Below are 17,121 nucleotides of genomic sequence, written 5' to 3' on the forward strand. Positions count from 1 at the left end.
TTCGTCAGCTTATTTGGTGGCTGCGTCGACAACCGAGCGCCATTTGCTCTCGTTGTCGGCCATCCAGGCTGCAACCACTTCTTCGACCTTGCCACCGTCCACATCGACGGCACCCATCATTGGCTGCTGATCTTCAACGGCCAGGGTATAGTTCGACAGGATTTCGCTGGCGGCGGGCCATGTTTCAGCCAGACCGGACCAACCCGCCTTGAAGATGCGCGATGGGGCAAAGTCACAGTCGTTGATCGCATTGGGGTTCGGGCCCCAGGCCGGATCGGTGAAACAAGCATCTTCACCGGCAGGCAGATCGACGAATTTCACGTCATAGGCCGACATCGCCCAATGGGGCTGCCAGAAGGTGACCAGTAGCGGTGTCTTGCGCTCGGACGAGGCGCGCAGTTCAACAATCAAAGCGGCTTCGGAGCCGGCAGGCACAGCTTTGAACGGCAGGTCCAGACCGGTGATACGGTCGGCACCCGGAGTGCCCCAATCGGCGGGGTAGTCGACCAGACGGCCAGCGGGCAGGGTTTCAGCCGAGGCAAACAGCGGCGCGCAGTCCTTCAGCGCTTCCCATGCGGGCAGGCCCGGGCACAATTCACCCACGTGCGCCGGATAGGCAATGCCTTCGCGCGCATTCAGTTCCAGATCACCCAGTTCAACAATGGTGCCCTCGGAGATCTTTTTGGCGTAGTCATCCGACACGTTCGAAGACCAGATTTCCAGCGTCGCGTGGATGTCACCATCAGCAATCGCCTGGAACTGGTTCATCATGCCAGCCGAGACAAACTCAACTTTATAACCCGCTGCCCGCAGCATCTCACCGGCAATATGCGTGGTGACGTGCTGGCCGGTCCATTCGTTCACAGCCAGGCGGATTGGCTTGTCCACCGCCCCCATGTCAGCGGCGCTGGCCATGCCAGCCGTGACCGCAAATGAAACGGCGCCAAGTGCTGCGGCATATCCTTTAATCGTCATAAATCTACTCCCTGTTTTTATGTTAAGCGCCCCTTTTTTGAAAAAGGGCGGCGTCTTTATTGGACCATCCGCTGCCGGTCGCCAATGCGCGCCCCGGACGGGTGTCTCTCTCCCTTAGCCCGGTCCATCCGAGCCTCCAAGTATTAGAGTGACCGATCTTGCTTCAATATTTGCCCCGATAACGACAGTTTGTCGAGCATCTGCGGCTTGTAATGGCATTTTTTGTTTGGCCATTCAACTTTTAATGCAGTAATTCAAGTTTCATCAGAACATTCAGTGGCCGCTCTTGGGGCTGCAGAACCGGTATAGCGGGGGCCCGGACAGCTCCGGCACTCAATACCCGCTGCGGGCCATACAGCCACCCAAGGCCATCGAATTGTTTCAAAAATCCGGGCGGGACTTGCCGCTTAGCCGCATTTACGGGCGATCATCCAGACCGGATCATAGGTCAGCGGCAGCTTTCCGTCGTGGCCAAATTGGCTGCGATAGCTGTCTTCAAATTCCATCAGCCGGCCCCGGCTCCAGCGTTGCTCGGCCTGTGCATTGACGCCAGTGTTGCGCAGGTGGCGCAACAGATCTATCGCACCATCAAACAGCATCACTATGGGGGTTTGCGCCACATGCAGCAGCTCCACATCGCGCGGCAGCAAGGCGGACCAGTCCGGCGCATCCACATAGCTTGGCGCCGCAGCCGAAGATCCCAGACGGCGCAGCTGGTGAAACTGGGCGCTGCCAAACCCCGACAGTGCCAACCAGCCACCGGGGCTGAGCCGCGCCGACAGACGCGCCATCAACGCAGGCATATCGCTGATCCATTGCACGGTCGAGGCCGAGGTGATCAGGTCCAGCTCTGACGGCAGCGGCACCGTCTCAATTGGCCCAAAGGTAAAATGAGTGCGGTCGGTGCGGGTCTTGGTCAGGGCCCCCAAACCGGGGGCGGCTTCGGCCACAAGATCATTCAGAGTCAGGTGGTGAATGTCGAAACTCTGCAGCAAAGGTCGGGTCAGGTGGCCGGTGCCACAGCCGAACTCCAGCACATTATCGAACCGCTCAGGCGCGCCCTGCGCCCGCAGGACCTGCACCAGACCAGCGGCAATATCGGCCTGAGCACGCGCATGTTGGTGATAGCTGGCCAGCCCGCGGCGAAAGCTTTGCCGCACCCGGTTCTGGTTCAGATCGGACGACACGGCGTCTCTCATGACAGGATCTCCTGCCAGCTTGCAAAATCCGCAAAGGGGGCGTGGGGGGCGGCGATCTGACGTATCGCGTTTTCCGGCCAAGCGCGGGTCTGATTGGCCGGCGGAAAGATCTTGTCAGCGGTGCTGATCCAGACCCTGTCAAACGCCGTATCTGGCGCATCGCCGCGTGCCTCAATCGCCCGCAGTTCATCCCTGCGCGCCACCACGTCGATCTCCCCCCTTGGCTGACAGGTATTGAAGACCCGCGACAGAAACAATTGATAGGCGTCCGGGCTAAGGGTTTCTATGGTTTTTGACAGGGTCACAGGAGGTATTCCGGTGGCGCGGTTCACCGGGGTCAGAGTGCCATTTATCGCCACTTTGCGCCCGAAAGGATCGCTGCGCCCCTGTTGCCAATGGGCATAAGAGGCAACGCCAAAGGACCAGGCCACAAGGCTGATCCGTTCATAGGCCGACAGATCCGGCAGATCAGCGTCCAGATCGCGGTAATCGCTGGCAAAAAGCACGTCATAGGGGCCAGTCAGGTGGCCAAACAGATCCGCACCAACCGCCCAGCCGCCAAATACCACGATAGCACTCGAATTCCGCCCGCCGTCACCGGGCCGCGCCTGACCTTTATGCAGCCAGCGGAAGTCCATTACAGCTCTCGCGCCAGTCGCAGCATGCCCTCGGTGATCTGGGTCAGCTGCTCTGGCGTGGTGATAAAGGGCGGCATGGTGTAGATATTATTGCCAAAGGGGCGCAGGAACACCCCCATCTCGCGGGCCAGCCCATGCGCTTGATCGGCTGACACCTGGTGCTTCATCTCGATCACCCCAATGGCGCCCAGAATGCGCACATCGGCCACGTTTGGCAGGCTGCGGGCGGGCTCCAGTTCAACACGCATCTGCGCCGCGATCCGGCTAACATTACTGTGCCAATCACCCTCCTCCAGCAGTTCCATCGAGGCCAGCGCCGCAACGCAGGCCAGCGGATTGGCCATATAGGTGGGACCATGCATAAAGATACCGGGATTGCCGCCGCCGATGCCTTCTGCCACGCGGTCATTGGTCATGGTGCAGGCAAACGAGATATGGCCGCCAGTCAGCCCCTTGCCCAGACAGATGATATCCGGCTCGACTGTGCAGAGATCAGTGGCAAACAGCGCTCCGGTGCGGCCAAAGCCGGTGGCGATCTCGTCAAATATCAACAGGATGCCCAGCTCGTCACACAGCGCGCGGGCCTGATTGAGGTATTCCGGGTGGTAGAAATACATACCGCCAGTGCCCTGCACCACCGGTTCCAGAATAAAGCCGGCGATCTGATCCTGGTGGGCCTCAAGCAGTGCGCGCAGCTCGCCCAGACCATTGCGGGCCGGATCGTCGATCCAGTCTTCGGTGATGCGGATCGGCGGGCGCGACACAAAATGCTGCACGCTGAGCGCGCCCTGAAACAGGTGATGCATGCCGGTGTCGGGGTCACAGACGCTCATCGCTTTCCAGGTGTCGCCATGATAGCCGGAGCGCACGGTGGCGAACTGCGAGCGGCCCTCGAACCCCATAGCGTGTTGATATTGCACCGCCATTTTCAACGCCACTTCAACCGAGACCGAGCCGCTATCGCAATAGAAGATGCGGCTCAGGCTGTCTGGGGTGATCGCCAGCAGCTTGCGGCCCAGATTGATTGCCGGGTCGTGGGTCAACCCGCCGAACATCACATGTGGCAACCGGTCAAGCTGGTCGTGCATCGCCTGGGTGATCCGTGGGTTACGGTGCCCGTGCATCATGCACCACCAGGACGACATCGCGTCGATCAACTGGCAGCCATCATCCAGTGTCAGGTGAACACCTTGAGATTCCCTTACCACAAAGGTCGGTCCCGGTTGGGTGACATTGGTATAGGGATGCCAGAGGTGTTGCTGGTCGAATTCCAGCTGGGTCAGACTGTCTTCACTCATGGCTGTAACGCCTTTTTGATGGTGTCGGTATCGATATGGGCGGCGAAGGCCTCTGCGAGCGCTTCGTTTCCCTCCTTGGACCGGCCGTCAGCTCGGTCCGCGCCTGACCTTCCGTCAAACCGAAGGTTTGCCTCCGGCAAAACGGGGAAGGCGCTTCGCACCTCCCCAAGGTCAGGCGCTACGGTCTCGTTTTCCAATCCGTCAATCCTAGGCAGCCTGCCCAAATGCACAGCCTTGCCAAACTGACAGATTGTCTGCTCCACTTCTGTTTCAGCCTCGCCAATAAACACCACACCAACCACATCACAGCCGGCGCCGCGCAGGGCTTGCAGAGATAACAGCGTGTGATTGATAGTGCCGAGCTGAGTGCGGGCACAGAGGATCACCGGCGCGCCCCAGCGGGCAAACAGGTCCAGAAACAACGCCTCGCGGTTCAGCGGCACCATGACGCCGCCGGCGCCCTCGGCCACCAGCACGCCGTCAACCTGTGGCAGCGATAGCGCATCGAGATCAATCGTCACCGCCTCGGCCTCGGCTGACAGATGTGGCGAGGCGGGCAGTTGCAGCAGATAGCCCTCGGGCAGCACCGGGCGGCCCGAGAGACGCGCAACGATCTGGCTGTCGGTTTCGTCCTCCAGCCCCGATTGCACCGGCTTCCAATAGCTGGCGCGCAGGGCCTGCACCAACCCAGCCGAGACCACGGTTTTGCCGATGCCGGTATCGGTGCCGGTAACGATGATGGCGCTCATGCCGGGGTCTCCAGTAGGTTGGCCAGATCAGCGAACAGCTCCGAAATCACCTGCGGTGAGCTGTTCAGTGTCACCGAGATCCGCAACCGCGAGCTGCCGCGTGGCACGGTGGGCGGGCGGATGCCGCGAATGTCATAGCCCTTGGCCTGTAGCGCCTGTGCGATAGCCATGGTGCGTTTGTCGTCACCGATAATCACCGGCATGATCTGGCTTTGGAACCCGGTCAGATCACAGTGCTTTTCGGCCTCTGCTTGGGCGTGGCGAATTAGATCCCATGCCCGGTTTTGCCGATCCGGGTTCGCGGCCAGCTCCGCCAGTGCGGCCCGCACCAGTGCGGCATTCAGCGGTGGCGGTGCGGTGGCAAAGATAAAGGCGCGGGCCTTGTTGATCAGGGTCTCGATCAGGGCAGAGGCGCCGCAGATCAACGCGCCAGAGACGCCCAGCGCCTTGCCGCAGGTGTGCAGCGACAGCACATTTGGCTGGTGCGCAACCGCGTGGCCCAGCCCGCGACCCTGATCGCCAAACACCCCGGTTGAATGGGCCTCGTCCAGCACCAGCACCGCCTTTTCGCGGGTGGCCAGTTCGGACAGGGCCGCCACCGGGGCACAGTCACCATCCATCGAATAGACCGCCTCAACCGCGATCCAGATCTGGCCGCTGCCGCCCTGCGCGCGCCAATCGGTGATGGCGGCCTGCGCCGCCCTGACATCGTTATGGGCAAAGCTTTGGCACTGGGCCCGACCCAGCCGCATGCCGTCATGGGTGCTGGCGTGGATCAGCGCGTCGTACAGCACCAGATCGCCGTGCCGAGGTAGCGCCGAGAATATCGCCATATTGCCGGTAAAGCCGCCATTGATAAACAAGGCGGCCTGGGTGCCAAAGAAATCGGCGGCCTCAGCTTCGAGCAAGACATGCTCGGCGTCATTGCCGCGCAGCAGGCGCGAGCCGCCTGCCCCAACCGGCACGCCGCGTGCCAGCGCCGCTGACGCCGCATCGCGCAGCAGCTCGGACCCGGCCAGCCCGAGGTAATCGTTTGAGGCAAAGTCATGCCCGGCGCGGGGCATCAGGCTGCGATAGCGGCCCCGCGACCTGAGCATTTCCAGCGCCTTTTCATGGCGCGGGAAGGTGCCCGTGCTCATTTTGAGCCGTCGCAGCCCACGGCCATGGGCGTGATGCCAAGACGGGCGAACAGGGCGCTGTCTTTGTCTTCTCCGGGGTTATCAGCGGTCAGCAGGGTGTCACCGACAAAGATCGAATTGGCACCGGCAAAGAAACACATCGCCTGCATCTCATCGCTCATATCGGTGCGGCCTGCGGACAGGCGCACATGGGTTTTGGGCATCAGGATACGCGCCAGCGCCACGGTGCGGACAAATTCAATCGGGTCCAGCTTTTCCACATCCGCCAGCGGAGTATCGGGGATCGGGATCAGCATGTTGACCGGCACCGAATCCGGGTGCTCCTCTAGGGTGGCAAGGGCCAGCATCATGTCGATGCGGTCCATCTGCTGCTCACCCATGCCAACAATGCCGCCGGCACAGACCTTGATGCCCGCCTCGCGCACCCGGTTCAGAGTGTCGATACGGTCGGCAAAGGTGCGGGTGGTGATGATCTCGGAATAATACCGCTCAGAGGTGTCGATGTTGTGGTTGTAGTAATCCAGACCGGAATCGCGCAGGCGGAACACCTGCTTCTCGTCCAGCATCCCCAGGGTCATGCAGGTTTCCATGCCCAAGTCTTTGACGCCCTTCACCATGGCCTCAAGTGCGACCATGTCGCGATCCTTGGGCGAGCGCCAGGCTGCGCCCATGCAATAGCGGGTGGCGCCGCCTTCCTTGGCCTTTTTCGCCTCGTTGATCACCTTGGCGACTTCGATCAGTTTACTGGCCGACAATTGCGCCCCGTTGCGCGCCGACTGCGAACAATAGGCGCAATCTTCGGCACAGCCGCCGGTCTTGATGCTGAGGAGCTTGGATTTCTGCACCTGATTGGGATCAAAATACTGCCGGTGCACGGTCTGTGCCTGAAACAGCAGATCCATGAAGGGCAGATTGTAAATCGCTTCGGCTTGCTCACGCGTCCAGTCGTTGCGGATAGGGCTGGCGTCCAACATGTGATCTCCTACGAGGAAATTATAGATAATTTTCACGCCAGACCATCCCGGCACGCTCAGTTAATAGATAATTTCTAATGTTGGTTTCAAGCCCCATCTCGCAACTGCCGCAATTGGTCGCGACTCTCACCGCCTATCACCCGCGTTACTGCGCATTTTCGCACAGGTTCCGTTTCTCGACGCCAATTGCACTGCACCACCGCACGACTATCTTTGTTGCAACCAAGCATGAACCGGAGGCAATCACATGTCGCTTAGACCCGTACTCGAAACCCGCAATGCAGTGCCCACACTGGAGGGTGCCGGTGTCAGACTGCACCGCGCCTTTGGCTTTCAGGACCCCAGCGAGTTGGACCCGTTCCTGTTGTTCGACGATTTCCGCAACGAACGCCCCGAGGATTTCCAGAAAGGGTTCCCCTGGCACCCCCATCGCGGCATTGAGACCATCACCTATGTGCTGTCCGGCACCGTCGAGCACAAAGATTCGCTGGGCAATACCGGCACTTTGGGTGCGGGAGACGTGCAATGGATGACCGCCGGATCGGGAATCATGCACCAGGAAATGCCCACTGGAAATGCCACGGGCCAAATGCATGGGTTTCAGCTCTGGGGCAATCTGCCCAGCGACCAGAAAATGACAGCGCCGCGCTATCAGGATGTTGGCAGCCGGGACATTCCCGAGATCATCGACGACGACGGCACCCGGGTGCGGGTGATCGTGGGCAATTTCTGGGGCAAGCGCGGACCGGTGGACGGCATCGCGGCGGACCCGCAGTATCTGGATATCTTTGTTCCAGCCGGGGTCAAGAAGACCTTCAAGATCGACACCTACCGCCGCGCCTTTGCCTATGTGTTTGAAGGGCAAGGTGCTTTTTGTGATGCCTCGGCGCCGCAGGGGGTGCTGTTGGAAAAAGAGGTCAGCGGCGAAGAACTGCATATTCGCGATATGTCGGGGGACCGGACCCTGGTGCGGTTTGGCAGCGGCGATGAGATCACGGTGATGGCGGGCCCGGATGGTGTGCGGTTCCTGCTGGTTTCGGGTGCGCCGATAGACGAGCCGGTGGCCTGGCACGGTCCCATCGTGATGAACACCCAAGCGGAACTGCGACAGGCCTTTGCCGAACTGCGCAACGGTCGCTTCATCCGCCCGGCGCATTAGCTTTCGCCGCAGACGAAAGGCCGCCCCCAATGGGCTATTACAGAGACTGGGCGGCCAGTATGATGTGCTCTGGGCACCGGAGCTGCCGGCCGGAACAGATCCCGCCACCCTAAAACAGACCGCCGAGGGGCTGGTGCCGGGGCTGTATCAATCTTAAGCGGCCCCGCTTGCCCTCAATGCCCGGCGCCAGACCAGAAATACACAACCTCGTCGCCAACATCGCGACCCTGAAAACCCGCCCGCTGCAGCAGTCGCGCCGAGGCAGTGTTGCCCTGCATGACGCCTCCGCAGAGGGGGATGTCCGTCCCGCGATACAGATCCTGTAGCGCCGCAATCAGCCCAGTCGCCAGCCCCTGCCCCCAAACCCGCTGCGCCAATAGATATCCAAGATGGCACTCTGCTCTGTCTGGGTCAGCGTCTGGGTCAGCATGGGATAGAAACACCAAACCGACCCCCGCTCCGGATCCCTCAAACAAGGCCAGGACCTCGGCCTGCTGTGACAGACCAGTCAAAAAATTTCGCTGCTCGAGCTCGGTCGTGAGCTTCTGGAAGCCAGGCGGCAGGAATTCCACGACCTCAGGCTTAAACAGCGCTGCAAGATCATCCGGGGAAAGCTGACGCCAGTCACCACTTACTAAGCGGTCAGTAGAAATCACTGCGGACCCTCCAGCCAGGGTCACGTCACCATTGTCCGGCGCACCATCTCCCAATAGCTGGTTTCCACCTGATCCAGCGACAATCGCCCGCCAGCCCGATACCAAGTATTGACGCCATTCAGCATCGCAATGACAGCCAGTGTCGCGATCTTGGTATCAGGCACCGCAAACACCCCCTCACAGACACCCTGCTTCAGCACCGTCTCAAGGGTGTTTTCATATTCGCGGCGCAGCGCCTCGATCACCGTGAAGTTTTCCGCCGAGAGATTGCGCAGTTCCATATAGGCAATAAAAACCGCATCCGGGTGCTCAATGTTGAAACGGATATGAAAGCGGGTAAAACTCTCGAGCTGCGACAGCGCATCCCCGGCGGCAGGCTGATCCTGCCACGCGGTCAGCAGCTCGGTCATATGACTTTCCATCAGCCGAAACAGCAGGCTCTGCTTGTCTGGGGTGTAATTATACAAGGCCCCGGCCTGCACCCCGACCGCGCCGGCGATCTGGCGCATCGAAACAGCAGCAAAGCCGTGCTGCGCAAACAGCCTTAGCGCCGCATCCTGAATGCGTGGGCCGGTGATGCCGGAGTGAGATCCCTGTGTGCGCGCCATGTGGTCAGGCTATCTGAACAGATGTTCAGAAAAAACCCCTGCTTGCGACTTTTCCTACAAACAGGCATCAAAGACATGGACAAAGGACCGCTGCCATGACCCGCTCACTGCCCCTGACAACCTGCGCCTGCATACTCTTGCTGGCCACCACAGCCTGTACCAGGGTGCCCGAGCTGGAGGATCAGCTGACGGTGGATTTGAAGTCTGCCGATTATCCGGCGCTGATCGCCTTGGAACAGGCCATCGCGCCCTTGCCGCTGCCCGACAGCCAAAGCACCGCGCTGGAACAGCAACTGCTTGCCCGCAGCGCCCGCTTGCAGCAGCGCGCCAGGGCTTTGAACTCCGCTTCAAACTGACCGGATACGGGATTGGGTCGCAATCCACTGGTGGGTCACGCATGTCGCCATTTTACGCACCTCGCCATATCGGACAAACAGCGCCGTAGCGGAGTGTGAGGCCGTCGCGAGCTTGGATCCGCCAGTCGACATTAGTGAGACCACATGGATTGGGGCTGCAAACAGACCCCAAACGGGCTACTCCCGCCCGTCGTCAGGCATCTATGATACCCTCCTCCCGTTGGGCGTGGCGCCGCGCAAGCGCGCCACGCCCAAACCAGCCTGCTGTGTCGGCCTTGCCGATGGAGCAGGCTGGTGCGGGAGATCTCCGTTCCCCGTAAATGCAAATCAAATGCGGGGGGCGGACTATCGATTCCCCGCTTAGACCGTCCCCCGTTGCGCCCTTGGGCAGAGCCGGCTAATGCGAGGGTCAGATAGAAAACAAGGGATCACCAGCTATGACAAAGCCGCTTCGTCTTGGGATTGCAGGTTTGGGCACCGTCGGCATGGGCGTGGTGAAAATCATCCGTCGCCAGGCCGCTCTGCTGGAGGCTCGCACCGGTCGCCCGGTTGTCATCACCGCCGTCTCGGCCCGTGATGCCAGCAAGGACCGCGGCATTTCGCTGAGCAGCTATGCCTGGGAAACGGACCCGGTGGCGCTGGCAGTGCGCGACGATGTCGATGTCTTTGTCGAATTGATGGGCGGCCATGAGGGCGCGGCCAAGGCCGCAACCGAGGCGGCCCTGGCTGCAGGCAAGGACGTGGTCACCGCCAACAAGGCTCTGCTGGCGATTCACGGCCAGGCACTGGCGGAACAAGCCGAGGCAAAAGGCCAGGTGATCCGCTTTGAAGCGGCGGTTGCCGGTGGTATCCCGGTGATCAAATCGCTAACCGAAGGTCTGGCCGGCAATGAGATCACCCGCATCATGGGGGTGATGAACGGCACCTGCAATTACATCCTGACCCAGATGCAGGCCACCGGTCAGGGCTATAACGCCTTGTTCGAGGAATGTGGCAAACTTGGCTATCTGGAAGCTGATCCCAATCTGGATGTGGGCGGCATTGATGCGGGTCACAAACTGGCCCTGCTGGCGGCCATTGCCTTTGGCACCAAGCCCGATTTTGCCAGTGTGCAGCTGGAGGGCATCCAGCGCATCACCCTGGAAGACATCCACCAGGCCGCCGACATGGGCTTTCGCATCAAACTGCTGGGGGTGGCGCAACGCACGGCCCGCGGGTTGGAACAGCGCATGTCCCCCTGTCTGGTTCCCGCCAGCTCGCCTCTGGGCCAGCTGGAAGGCGGCACCAATATGGTGGTGATCGAGGGCGACGCGGTTGAACAAATCGTGCTGCGCGGCCCCGGAGCAGGCGAAGGCCCCACCGCCAGTGCGGTGCTGGGCGATATTTGCGATCTGGCGCGCGGTTTTCGGATTGCCACCTTTGGCCAGCCCGCAACCAGCCTGCAGGATATTCCAGCCGCCCAGACCGGCCTGCCCGCCCCCTATTACCTGCGCCTGGCGCTGCAGGACAAGCCCGGCGCTCTGGCCAAGGTCGCCGCGGCGCTGGGGGATGCAGCGGTGTCGATTGACCGAATGCGCCAATACGGACATTCTGAGCCCACAGCGCCGGTGCTGATTGTCACCCACAAATGCACCCGCGCCACCCTGGACGTGGCCCTGGAGGCGCTGGCGGCCAGCGATGTGGTGGATGGCGCCCCGGTTGCCCTGCGCATCGAAGAGCTCTGATCGCCGCCACCACCGGCGGGAAAACGAGAATTACCGACAGTGGCAGCCGCAAGCTGCCGCTGTGACCGCTAACGGCCCTTGCCCGCCCTGCCCTGCGCAGGGTATGCGACGGGAAACCCGCTCTGATTGACACAGGATATTTAGCATGACCTCATCCCCCTCTGACGCTGCTTATAATGATCGTATGTTGTCGCTGGGCCTGGCCCGCGTTGCGGAGCAGGCCGCACTGGCCTCGGCCTCTCTGGTTGGACGTGGCGACGAAAAAGCCGCCGATCAGGCCGCTGTCAACGCCATGCGCGAACAGTTGAACCTGCTGGATATCGCCGGCGTTGTCGTCATCGGTGAAGGCGAGCGCGACGAAGCGCCAATGCTGTTCATCGGCGAAGAAGTTGGCACCGGCAACGGCCCCGGCGTTGATATCGCACTGGATCCGCTGGAAGGCACCACGCTGACCGCCAAGGATATGCCCAACGCCCTGACCGTAATTGCTATGGGCCCTCGCGGATCCATGCTGCATGCACCGGATGTCTATATGGAAAAACTGGCGGTGGGCCCCGGCCTGCCAACGGGTGTTGTCACCCTGGACATGAGCCCTGCCGAGCGGGTGATTGCGCTGGCAGCGGCCAAGGGCTGTGCGGCGTCAGATATCACGGTCTGCATTCTGGAGCGCCCCCGTCACGAGGCAATGATTGCCGAGGTGCGCGGCACTGGCGCGGCAATCCGCCTGATCACCGATGGCGATGTGGCCGGTGTGATGCATTGTGCCGAAAGCGAAATCACCGGCATCGACATGTATATGGGCGACGGTGGCGCCCCAGAGGGCGTGTTGGCTGCGGCAGCGTTGAAATGCATGGGCGGACAGATCTATGGCCGTTTGCTGTTCCGCAATGATGACGAACGCGGCCGTGCTGCCAAGGCCGGCATCACCGACCTTAACCGGATCTATTCGCGCGATGACATGGTCACCAAAGACGTGATCTTTGCCGCCACTGGCGTCACCGGCGGCACTCTGCTGCCCGCCATCAAGCGCGAACCCGGTTGGGTCGAGACCACCACTCTGCTGATGCGGTCGAAATCCGGCTCGGTGCGGCGGATGTCTTATCGCACCCCGGTGTGATCTTTCATGGGGCCTGGGCCTTGCTGTCACCGTCGGATGCCTCCGGCGGAGGTATTTTAAACAAGAAGAAAGGCCGGACCTGCGCAGGGTTCGGCCTTTTGGTATATTAACTGGAGGATTGCGCTGTGGCGTTTTTGAATGTTGAGCAATCGCTGACGGGGCGCAGCTGGCAGGGGCCGGGCCTTGAACTGGAGCGCGCCGCCGAGATGATGGCGCAGCAGAGCGAGATCCCGGCGCCGGTCTGTCAGGTGCTGGCACGGCGCGGTGTGCCACTGCATGAGGCGAAAGGGTTTTTGACGCCACAACTGAAGGATCTACTGCCCGACCCGCGCCGCCTGAAAGATATGGAGGTGGCTGCACAGCGGTTCCTGCTGGCGGTGCAACAGCGCCAACGCATTGCTGTGTTTGCCGATTATGACGTCGATGGCGGTGGCTCGGCGGCACTGCTGCTGGTCTGGTTGCGGCAGATGGGACAGGTGGCGACACTTTACGTGCCGGACCGGATCGACGAGGGCTATGGCCCCAACGACGCGGCGATGGCGGCCCTGGCGCGCGATCATGATCTGATCATCTGCGTCGATTGCGGCACCCTGAGCCATGCCCCGATTGCAGCAGCCAAGGGCGCCGATGTGGTGGTACTGGACCACCACCTGGGTGGCGAGACCCTGCCTGACTGCGTTGCGGTAGTGAACCCGAACCGGCAGGATGAAGATGGCGAGCTGGGCTATTTCTGTGCCGCTGGCGTGGTGTTTTTGATGCTGGTCGAAGCGCGCAGGCAATTGCGCGAGGGTGGCCATGGCACCGGACCGGACCTGATGGCGCTGCTGGATCTGGTGGCGCTGGCGACGGTGGCCGATGTGGCGCCGCTGATTGGTGCCAACCGCGCCCTGGTGCGCCAGGGGTTGAAGGTGATGGCCGCACGGCAACGTCCCGGCCTGGTGGCGCTGGCGGATGTCTCGCGGATGGATTCGGCGCCGTCGACCTATAGTCTGGGGTTCATGCTGGGGCCACGGGTCAATGCGGGCGGACGGATTGGCAAGGCGGATCTGGGCGCACGGCTGCTGTCGACCGACGATCCCCATGAAGCGGCCTCCATTGCGGAACGGCTGGACCAATTGAACAGCGAGCGGCGCGAGATTGAAAATGCGGTGCGGGCGGCGGCGATGGAACAGGCCGAGGCCCGCGGTTTTGATGCGCCGCTGGTCTGGGCTGCCGGTGAGGGCTGGCATCCCGGCGTGGTGGGCATTGTGGCCTCGCGGCTGAAGGAAGCCGCCGGGCGACCGGCCGTGGTAATCGGGCTGGACGGCGATGAGGGCAAGGGCTCGGGGCGGTCGGTCAGCGGCATCGATCTGGGCGCGGCGATCCAGCGTCTGGCCAGCGACGGCTTGCTGATCAAGGGCGGTGGCCACAAGATGGCTGCGGGGCTGAGTGTAAAGCGCGACCAGCTGGAACCGGCAATGGCGCGGTTGTCGGAGCTGCTGGAGAAGCAAGGTGCTGGAGACCTCGGCCCTGCGGATCTGAAACTGGACGGCGTGTTGATGCCCGGTGCCGCGACAGTGGAGATGATCGAACAGATCGAACAGGCCGGACCGTTTGGGGCGGGTGCCCCGGCCCCGCGTTATGCCTTTCCCGATCTGCAGATACGGTTTGCCAAACGGGTTGGCGAAACCCATTTAAAACTGTCGCTGAGCGATGGCATGGGCGGCGGTATTGACGCGATCTGTTTTGGTGCCTTTGACACCCCGATGGGGCAGTGTTTGCTGGATCATGGTGGTGCGCGGTTCCATTTTGCCGGACGCTTGGAGATCAACCTGTGGCGCGGACGACAAAGCCCCCAGTTGCGTCTGGAAGACGCCGCACCAGCCTAACATAAATGCCGCCGGACGCCGGTGTAAAAAAAACGCGACGCAGGGCATTTTTTCTCTTGCGATGTGCAGCGGGAATTACTACTACCCGCTGACACCAAGTGGCCCGTTCGTCTATCGGTTAGGACGCCAGGTTTTCAACCTGGAAAGACGAGTTCGATTCTCGTACGGGCTGCCATGGTGTACTGGCTGCAAATTCGGACCTTACTTTGGTCGGCTTTTGCGGCGTAAATCCCCCGCTTCAGTATAATATATGCGACCCCAGCACAGGGATGATACTGGCGTATCTGATCGCGCCACCGCCCTTTTGCACCCCCTAAGACCGGCGAACAAAATGATTGTCACTTTCTCAAAATACCCTCTTGCGTCCCGGGGGCGGGTTATCTAAATACCGGCTCAAGCACTAAGTGGCCCGTTCGTCTATCGGTTAGGACGCCAGGTTTTCAACCTGGAAAGACGAGTTCGATTCTCGTACGGGCTGCCACTCCCCCCCCCCCCAAAAAAAAAAAATGACAGAGCCAACCCAGCGCAGCAGAGCTGCGCGCAGAATCATCGACTGGCCCAGTATCCTTCCCAGTATCCATCCCAGTCTCCATCGCAGCATCGCTGGCTTGCAGCTCGCTCATCCTGGCATCCCTGTTTGGTGATCGGACCTGTGTTAAGGGCGCCTGCTAGCGGCAGGGGCACGGGGCGGCATCAGCTTCAGGCATCGCCAGAGGTCTGGCTGCCGTTGCTTTCCACAGCCACCGGCGCCGCAATCGATGGATCATCAGCCTCTTCGTTCAGATCCACACTCTCCATTCCCGATTCGTAAAAGAAATGGCAGGCCCGTCCGGCCCGTTTGGCCGCATACAGAGCCATATCAGCCTCTTTCAGCAGTTGAGCCGCATTTTTCTGGCCACCTGTCGCCGAAAGAGCGGTGCCGATGCTGCCCGAGATCCGGCACAGTTGGCCGGCATATGGGATTGGCTCTTCCAATTGGCCAATCAAACGCTTGGCGATGTCCCCCAGCTTGTCTCGATCAACCAGGTTATCGATAATCAACACAAATTCATCGCCGCCAACCCGGGCCACCGTATCGATGGAGCGGGTGCATTCAACCATGATGCTTGCCACCTTTTGCAAGACCGTATCCCCGGCGGCGTGACCCAGGCTGTCATTGACCGCCTTAAAAAAATCCAGATCCACCTGCATCACCGAAAAATTTCGGCCAGTACTGATCATCCGTTCCAGAATATGATCCATCGCCCGGCGATTCTTAAGCCCGGTCAGAGTATCGGTATACGCCTGTTCCTCAGCCGCGATTTTTGCCCCCTGCAGGCGCAGGTTCAATTGCCGCGACGCCTCCATTGCGGCCGATTTGGCCTCCACCAGATACAGCATCTCGATGGTGAGATCCGTGGCCGAAAAATCAGCGCTGGTCAGGTCATAGTCGCGCACAGCATCGAGAACCGAAATCCCGAAGGACAGGTTGACAAAAGCACCCAAGTCGCCCGGCAACGGGGCCAGGACCCCCTTAAGCCCGGTCTGAGGGTCATCGCGAAACTTCAAATGCAATTTTGCCCCTGAGGTTCGCAGCAGGTCATCCAAGTTTTGAATGTAACGGGGACGCAGCAGATCAAACACCTCCAGAAACGGGCGCCCAATCCAGTCTTGGTCGGCACGCAGTTTCTGCAGGGTCGGCCCGACACGACTAATGCGCCCTTCGAGGTCCAGCAACACATGCATTGGTGCAATTTTGGCTGCCATGTCGGCCAGCTGGTTAAGGCAGATCATGGCAATTTTACCCCCAGATCAAATGTCCGGCCCTCGGAGAATTCGGTTTCGACCAGCATCACAGAAATTACCTCTGCTCCGTCCTGGGCTCCTGAATGTTCCAGAATAACCAGATCGCCATAGTCATCAGCCATGGCGCGCAGCACCCCCATCATGACATTGGCATATCCCGGCAAGCCGCTTTGGCACAGCAGTTTGAACTGGCCTGGCGCCGTTTCGAGAAGCTCCAGCCCCGGCAGGTGCAGATCCGCCACCGCCAGTCGAGCCCGGTCCGGCAAATCATCCAGAGAGTGCAGGAATTCCACATAGTTTACGCCGCCAAAGCGGAGCAATCGGCGCAGCGCCTCGACCTGCGGATTGGAGACCAGAAAAGTCCCCATATCCTCAAGCATTTCGGGCAGAGGACGCTCTAATACCTGTTCCATGGCCACCAGAAGATTTTGAGACTGCTCATCGGTATAAATCAACATTGCCTCAAACTCGGAAAACCCGAGACCGGCAGAATCTGTCACATCGCGCCAACGTGACACGCCATAAGTGCTGCAGACAAAGGCCTGAATTGCCCTGTTAATCAGCCCATGCATAAGAAGGCCCCTCGCTCTAAACTGCCCTAGACATGACCTGTGAACCTTAAGAAAGGCCCAACAAATAGGATGTCTGATGTAATTCCTGTCCAATCACATTGATTTTACTGTGTTGGAGTGAGGCCTCAACCGCTGATATGCGGCAGCCTGAGGCACTTGACGCAACGGCAGCACAACAGGATGCGGTGCGGAACAATTTGCAGGGCAGTGCTGGACGGCATTGGAGTCTCCCGGAGACCAGTCAAGTCAGCCGCACCCTAATGCCATCAAGGGTGCGGCTGCAATGCGATGCAATGGCCGGACC

At 60.6% G+C, this 17,121-nt stretch carries 15 protein-coding genes, 2 tRNA genes and 1 pseudogene; 7 read left to right on the plus strand and 11 right to left on the minus strand.

Annotated features, from left to right (window positions below):
• Positions 1-9: 9 nt before the first annotated feature.
• The 7 genes and pseudogenes from QPJ95_RS01050 to bioB all read right to left on the minus strand — a co-directional run bounded on the left by QPJ95_RS01050 (position 10) and on the right by bioB (position 6,972).
• The gene (locus QPJ95_RS01050) at positions 10-975 is read right to left on the minus strand and encodes an ABC transporter substrate-binding protein (protein WP_270918758.1); all 966 of its coding nucleotides are present in this window, start codon (positions 973-975) and stop codon (positions 10-12) included.
• A gap of 407 nt (positions 976-1,382) precedes the next feature.
• Positions 1,383-2,174, minus strand: a complete 792-nt coding sequence (locus QPJ95_RS01055; protein WP_270918759.1) for a methyltransferase domain-containing protein — start codon at positions 2,172-2,174, stop codon at positions 1,383-1,385.
• The gene (locus QPJ95_RS01060) at positions 2,171-2,812 is read right to left on the minus strand and encodes a pimeloyl-ACP methyl esterase BioG family protein (protein ID WP_270918760.1); all 642 of its coding nucleotides are present in this window, start codon (positions 2,810-2,812) and stop codon (positions 2,171-2,173) included. Before QPJ95_RS01060 ends, QPJ95_RS01055 begins: the two co-directional genes overlap by 4 nt.
• Positions 2,812-4,110 carry an adenosylmethionine--8-amino-7-oxononanoate transaminase gene (gene bioA, locus QPJ95_RS01065; RefSeq protein WP_270918761.1) on the minus strand — a complete coding sequence of 433 codons (1,299 nt, stop codon included), beginning with the start codon at positions 4,108-4,110 and terminating at the stop codon, positions 2,812-2,814. Before bioA ends, QPJ95_RS01060 begins: the two co-directional genes overlap by 1 nt.
• A 176-nt stretch (positions 4,111-4,286) precedes the next feature.
• Positions 4,287-4,859 (minus strand): annotated as a pseudogene (gene bioD, locus QPJ95_RS01070) (dethiobiotin synthase); the annotation flags it as partial.
• Positions 4,856-5,998 carry an 8-amino-7-oxononanoate synthase gene (locus QPJ95_RS01075; protein WP_270918762.1) on the minus strand — a complete coding sequence of 381 codons (1,143 nt, stop codon included), beginning with the start codon at positions 5,996-5,998 and terminating at the stop codon, positions 4,856-4,858. The pseudogene bioD and the gene QPJ95_RS01075, both read right to left, overlap by 4 nt.
• Positions 5,995-6,972: a biotin synthase BioB gene (gene bioB, locus QPJ95_RS01080; RefSeq protein ID WP_270918763.1), complete on the minus strand. Its 978-nt coding sequence runs from the start codon at positions 6,970-6,972 to the stop codon at positions 5,995-5,997. The genes QPJ95_RS01075 and bioB overlap by 4 nt, the downstream gene beginning before the upstream one ends.
• A gap of 247 nt (positions 6,973-7,219) precedes the next feature.
• Between bioB and QPJ95_RS01085 the strand changes: the two genes are divergently transcribed.
• The gene (locus QPJ95_RS01085; protein WP_270918764.1) at positions 7,220-8,131 is read left to right on the plus strand and encodes a pirin family protein; all 912 of its coding nucleotides are present in this window, start codon (positions 7,220-7,222) and stop codon (positions 8,129-8,131) included.
• Positions 8,132-8,304: 173 nt separating this feature from the next.
• Here the strand turns inward: QPJ95_RS01085 and QPJ95_RS01090 are convergent, their stop codons facing one another.
• Both QPJ95_RS01090 and QPJ95_RS01095 read right to left on the minus strand, forming a co-directional pair.
• The gene (locus QPJ95_RS01090; RefSeq protein WP_313851510.1) at positions 8,305-8,811 is read right to left on the minus strand and encodes a GNAT family N-acetyltransferase; all 507 of its coding nucleotides are present in this window, start codon (positions 8,809-8,811) and stop codon (positions 8,305-8,307) included.
• Entirely contained in the window at positions 8,808-9,395 is a 588-nt protein-coding gene (locus QPJ95_RS01095) for a TetR/AcrR family transcriptional regulator (protein WP_270918766.1), read from the minus strand. The genes QPJ95_RS01090 and QPJ95_RS01095 overlap by 4 nt, the downstream gene beginning before the upstream one ends.
• 95 nt (positions 9,396-9,490) lie before the next feature.
• On the opposite strand from QPJ95_RS01095, the gene QPJ95_RS01100 reads away from it, so the two are divergent.
• The 6 genes from QPJ95_RS01100 to QPJ95_RS01125 all read left to right on the plus strand — a co-directional run bounded on the left by QPJ95_RS01100 (position 9,491) and on the right by QPJ95_RS01125 (position 14,941).
• On the plus strand, positions 9,491-9,751 hold the full coding sequence (locus QPJ95_RS01100; protein ID WP_270918767.1) for a hypothetical protein: 261 nt from the start codon (positions 9,491-9,493) through the stop codon (positions 9,749-9,751).
• 437 nt (positions 9,752-10,188) lie between these two features.
• The gene (locus QPJ95_RS01105) at positions 10,189-11,475 is read left to right on the plus strand and encodes a homoserine dehydrogenase (RefSeq protein WP_270918768.1); all 1,287 of its coding nucleotides are present in this window, start codon (positions 10,189-10,191) and stop codon (positions 11,473-11,475) included.
• A gap of 145 nt (positions 11,476-11,620) precedes the next feature.
• On the plus strand, positions 11,621-12,592 hold the full coding sequence (gene glpX / locus QPJ95_RS01110) for a class II fructose-bisphosphatase (protein WP_270918769.1): 972 nt from the start codon (positions 11,621-11,623) through the stop codon (positions 12,590-12,592).
• A gap of 125 nt (positions 12,593-12,717) precedes the next feature.
• Positions 12,718-14,460, plus strand: coding sequence for a single-stranded-DNA-specific exonuclease RecJ (gene recJ, locus QPJ95_RS01115; RefSeq protein WP_270918770.1), 1,743 nt, complete (start codon positions 12,718-12,720; stop codon positions 14,458-14,460).
• Between the two features lie 100 nt (positions 14,461-14,560).
• Positions 14,561-14,635, plus strand: a tRNA-Glu gene (locus QPJ95_RS01120).
• A gap of 231 nt (positions 14,636-14,866) precedes the next feature.
• Positions 14,867-14,941 (plus strand) — tRNA-Glu (locus QPJ95_RS01125).
• Between the two features lie 218 nt (positions 14,942-15,159).
• On the opposite strand, the gene QPJ95_RS01130 is transcribed toward QPJ95_RS01125, so the two are convergent.
• On the minus strand, positions 15,160-16,233 hold the full coding sequence (locus QPJ95_RS01130) for a GGDEF domain-containing protein (RefSeq protein ID WP_270918771.1): 1,074 nt from the start codon (positions 16,231-16,233) through the stop codon (positions 15,160-15,162).
• Positions 16,230-16,817, minus strand: a complete 588-nt coding sequence (locus tag QPJ95_RS01135) for a heme NO-binding domain-containing protein (RefSeq protein WP_270918772.1) — start codon at positions 16,815-16,817, stop codon at positions 16,230-16,232. The genes QPJ95_RS01130 and QPJ95_RS01135 overlap by 4 nt, the downstream gene beginning before the upstream one ends.
• Positions 16,818-17,121: the final 304 nt, after the last annotated feature.

Source organism: Parasedimentitalea psychrophila (assembly GCF_030285785.1).
Classification (GTDB): domain Bacteria; phylum Pseudomonadota; class Alphaproteobacteria; order Rhodobacterales; family Rhodobacteraceae; genus Parasedimentitalea; species Parasedimentitalea psychrophila.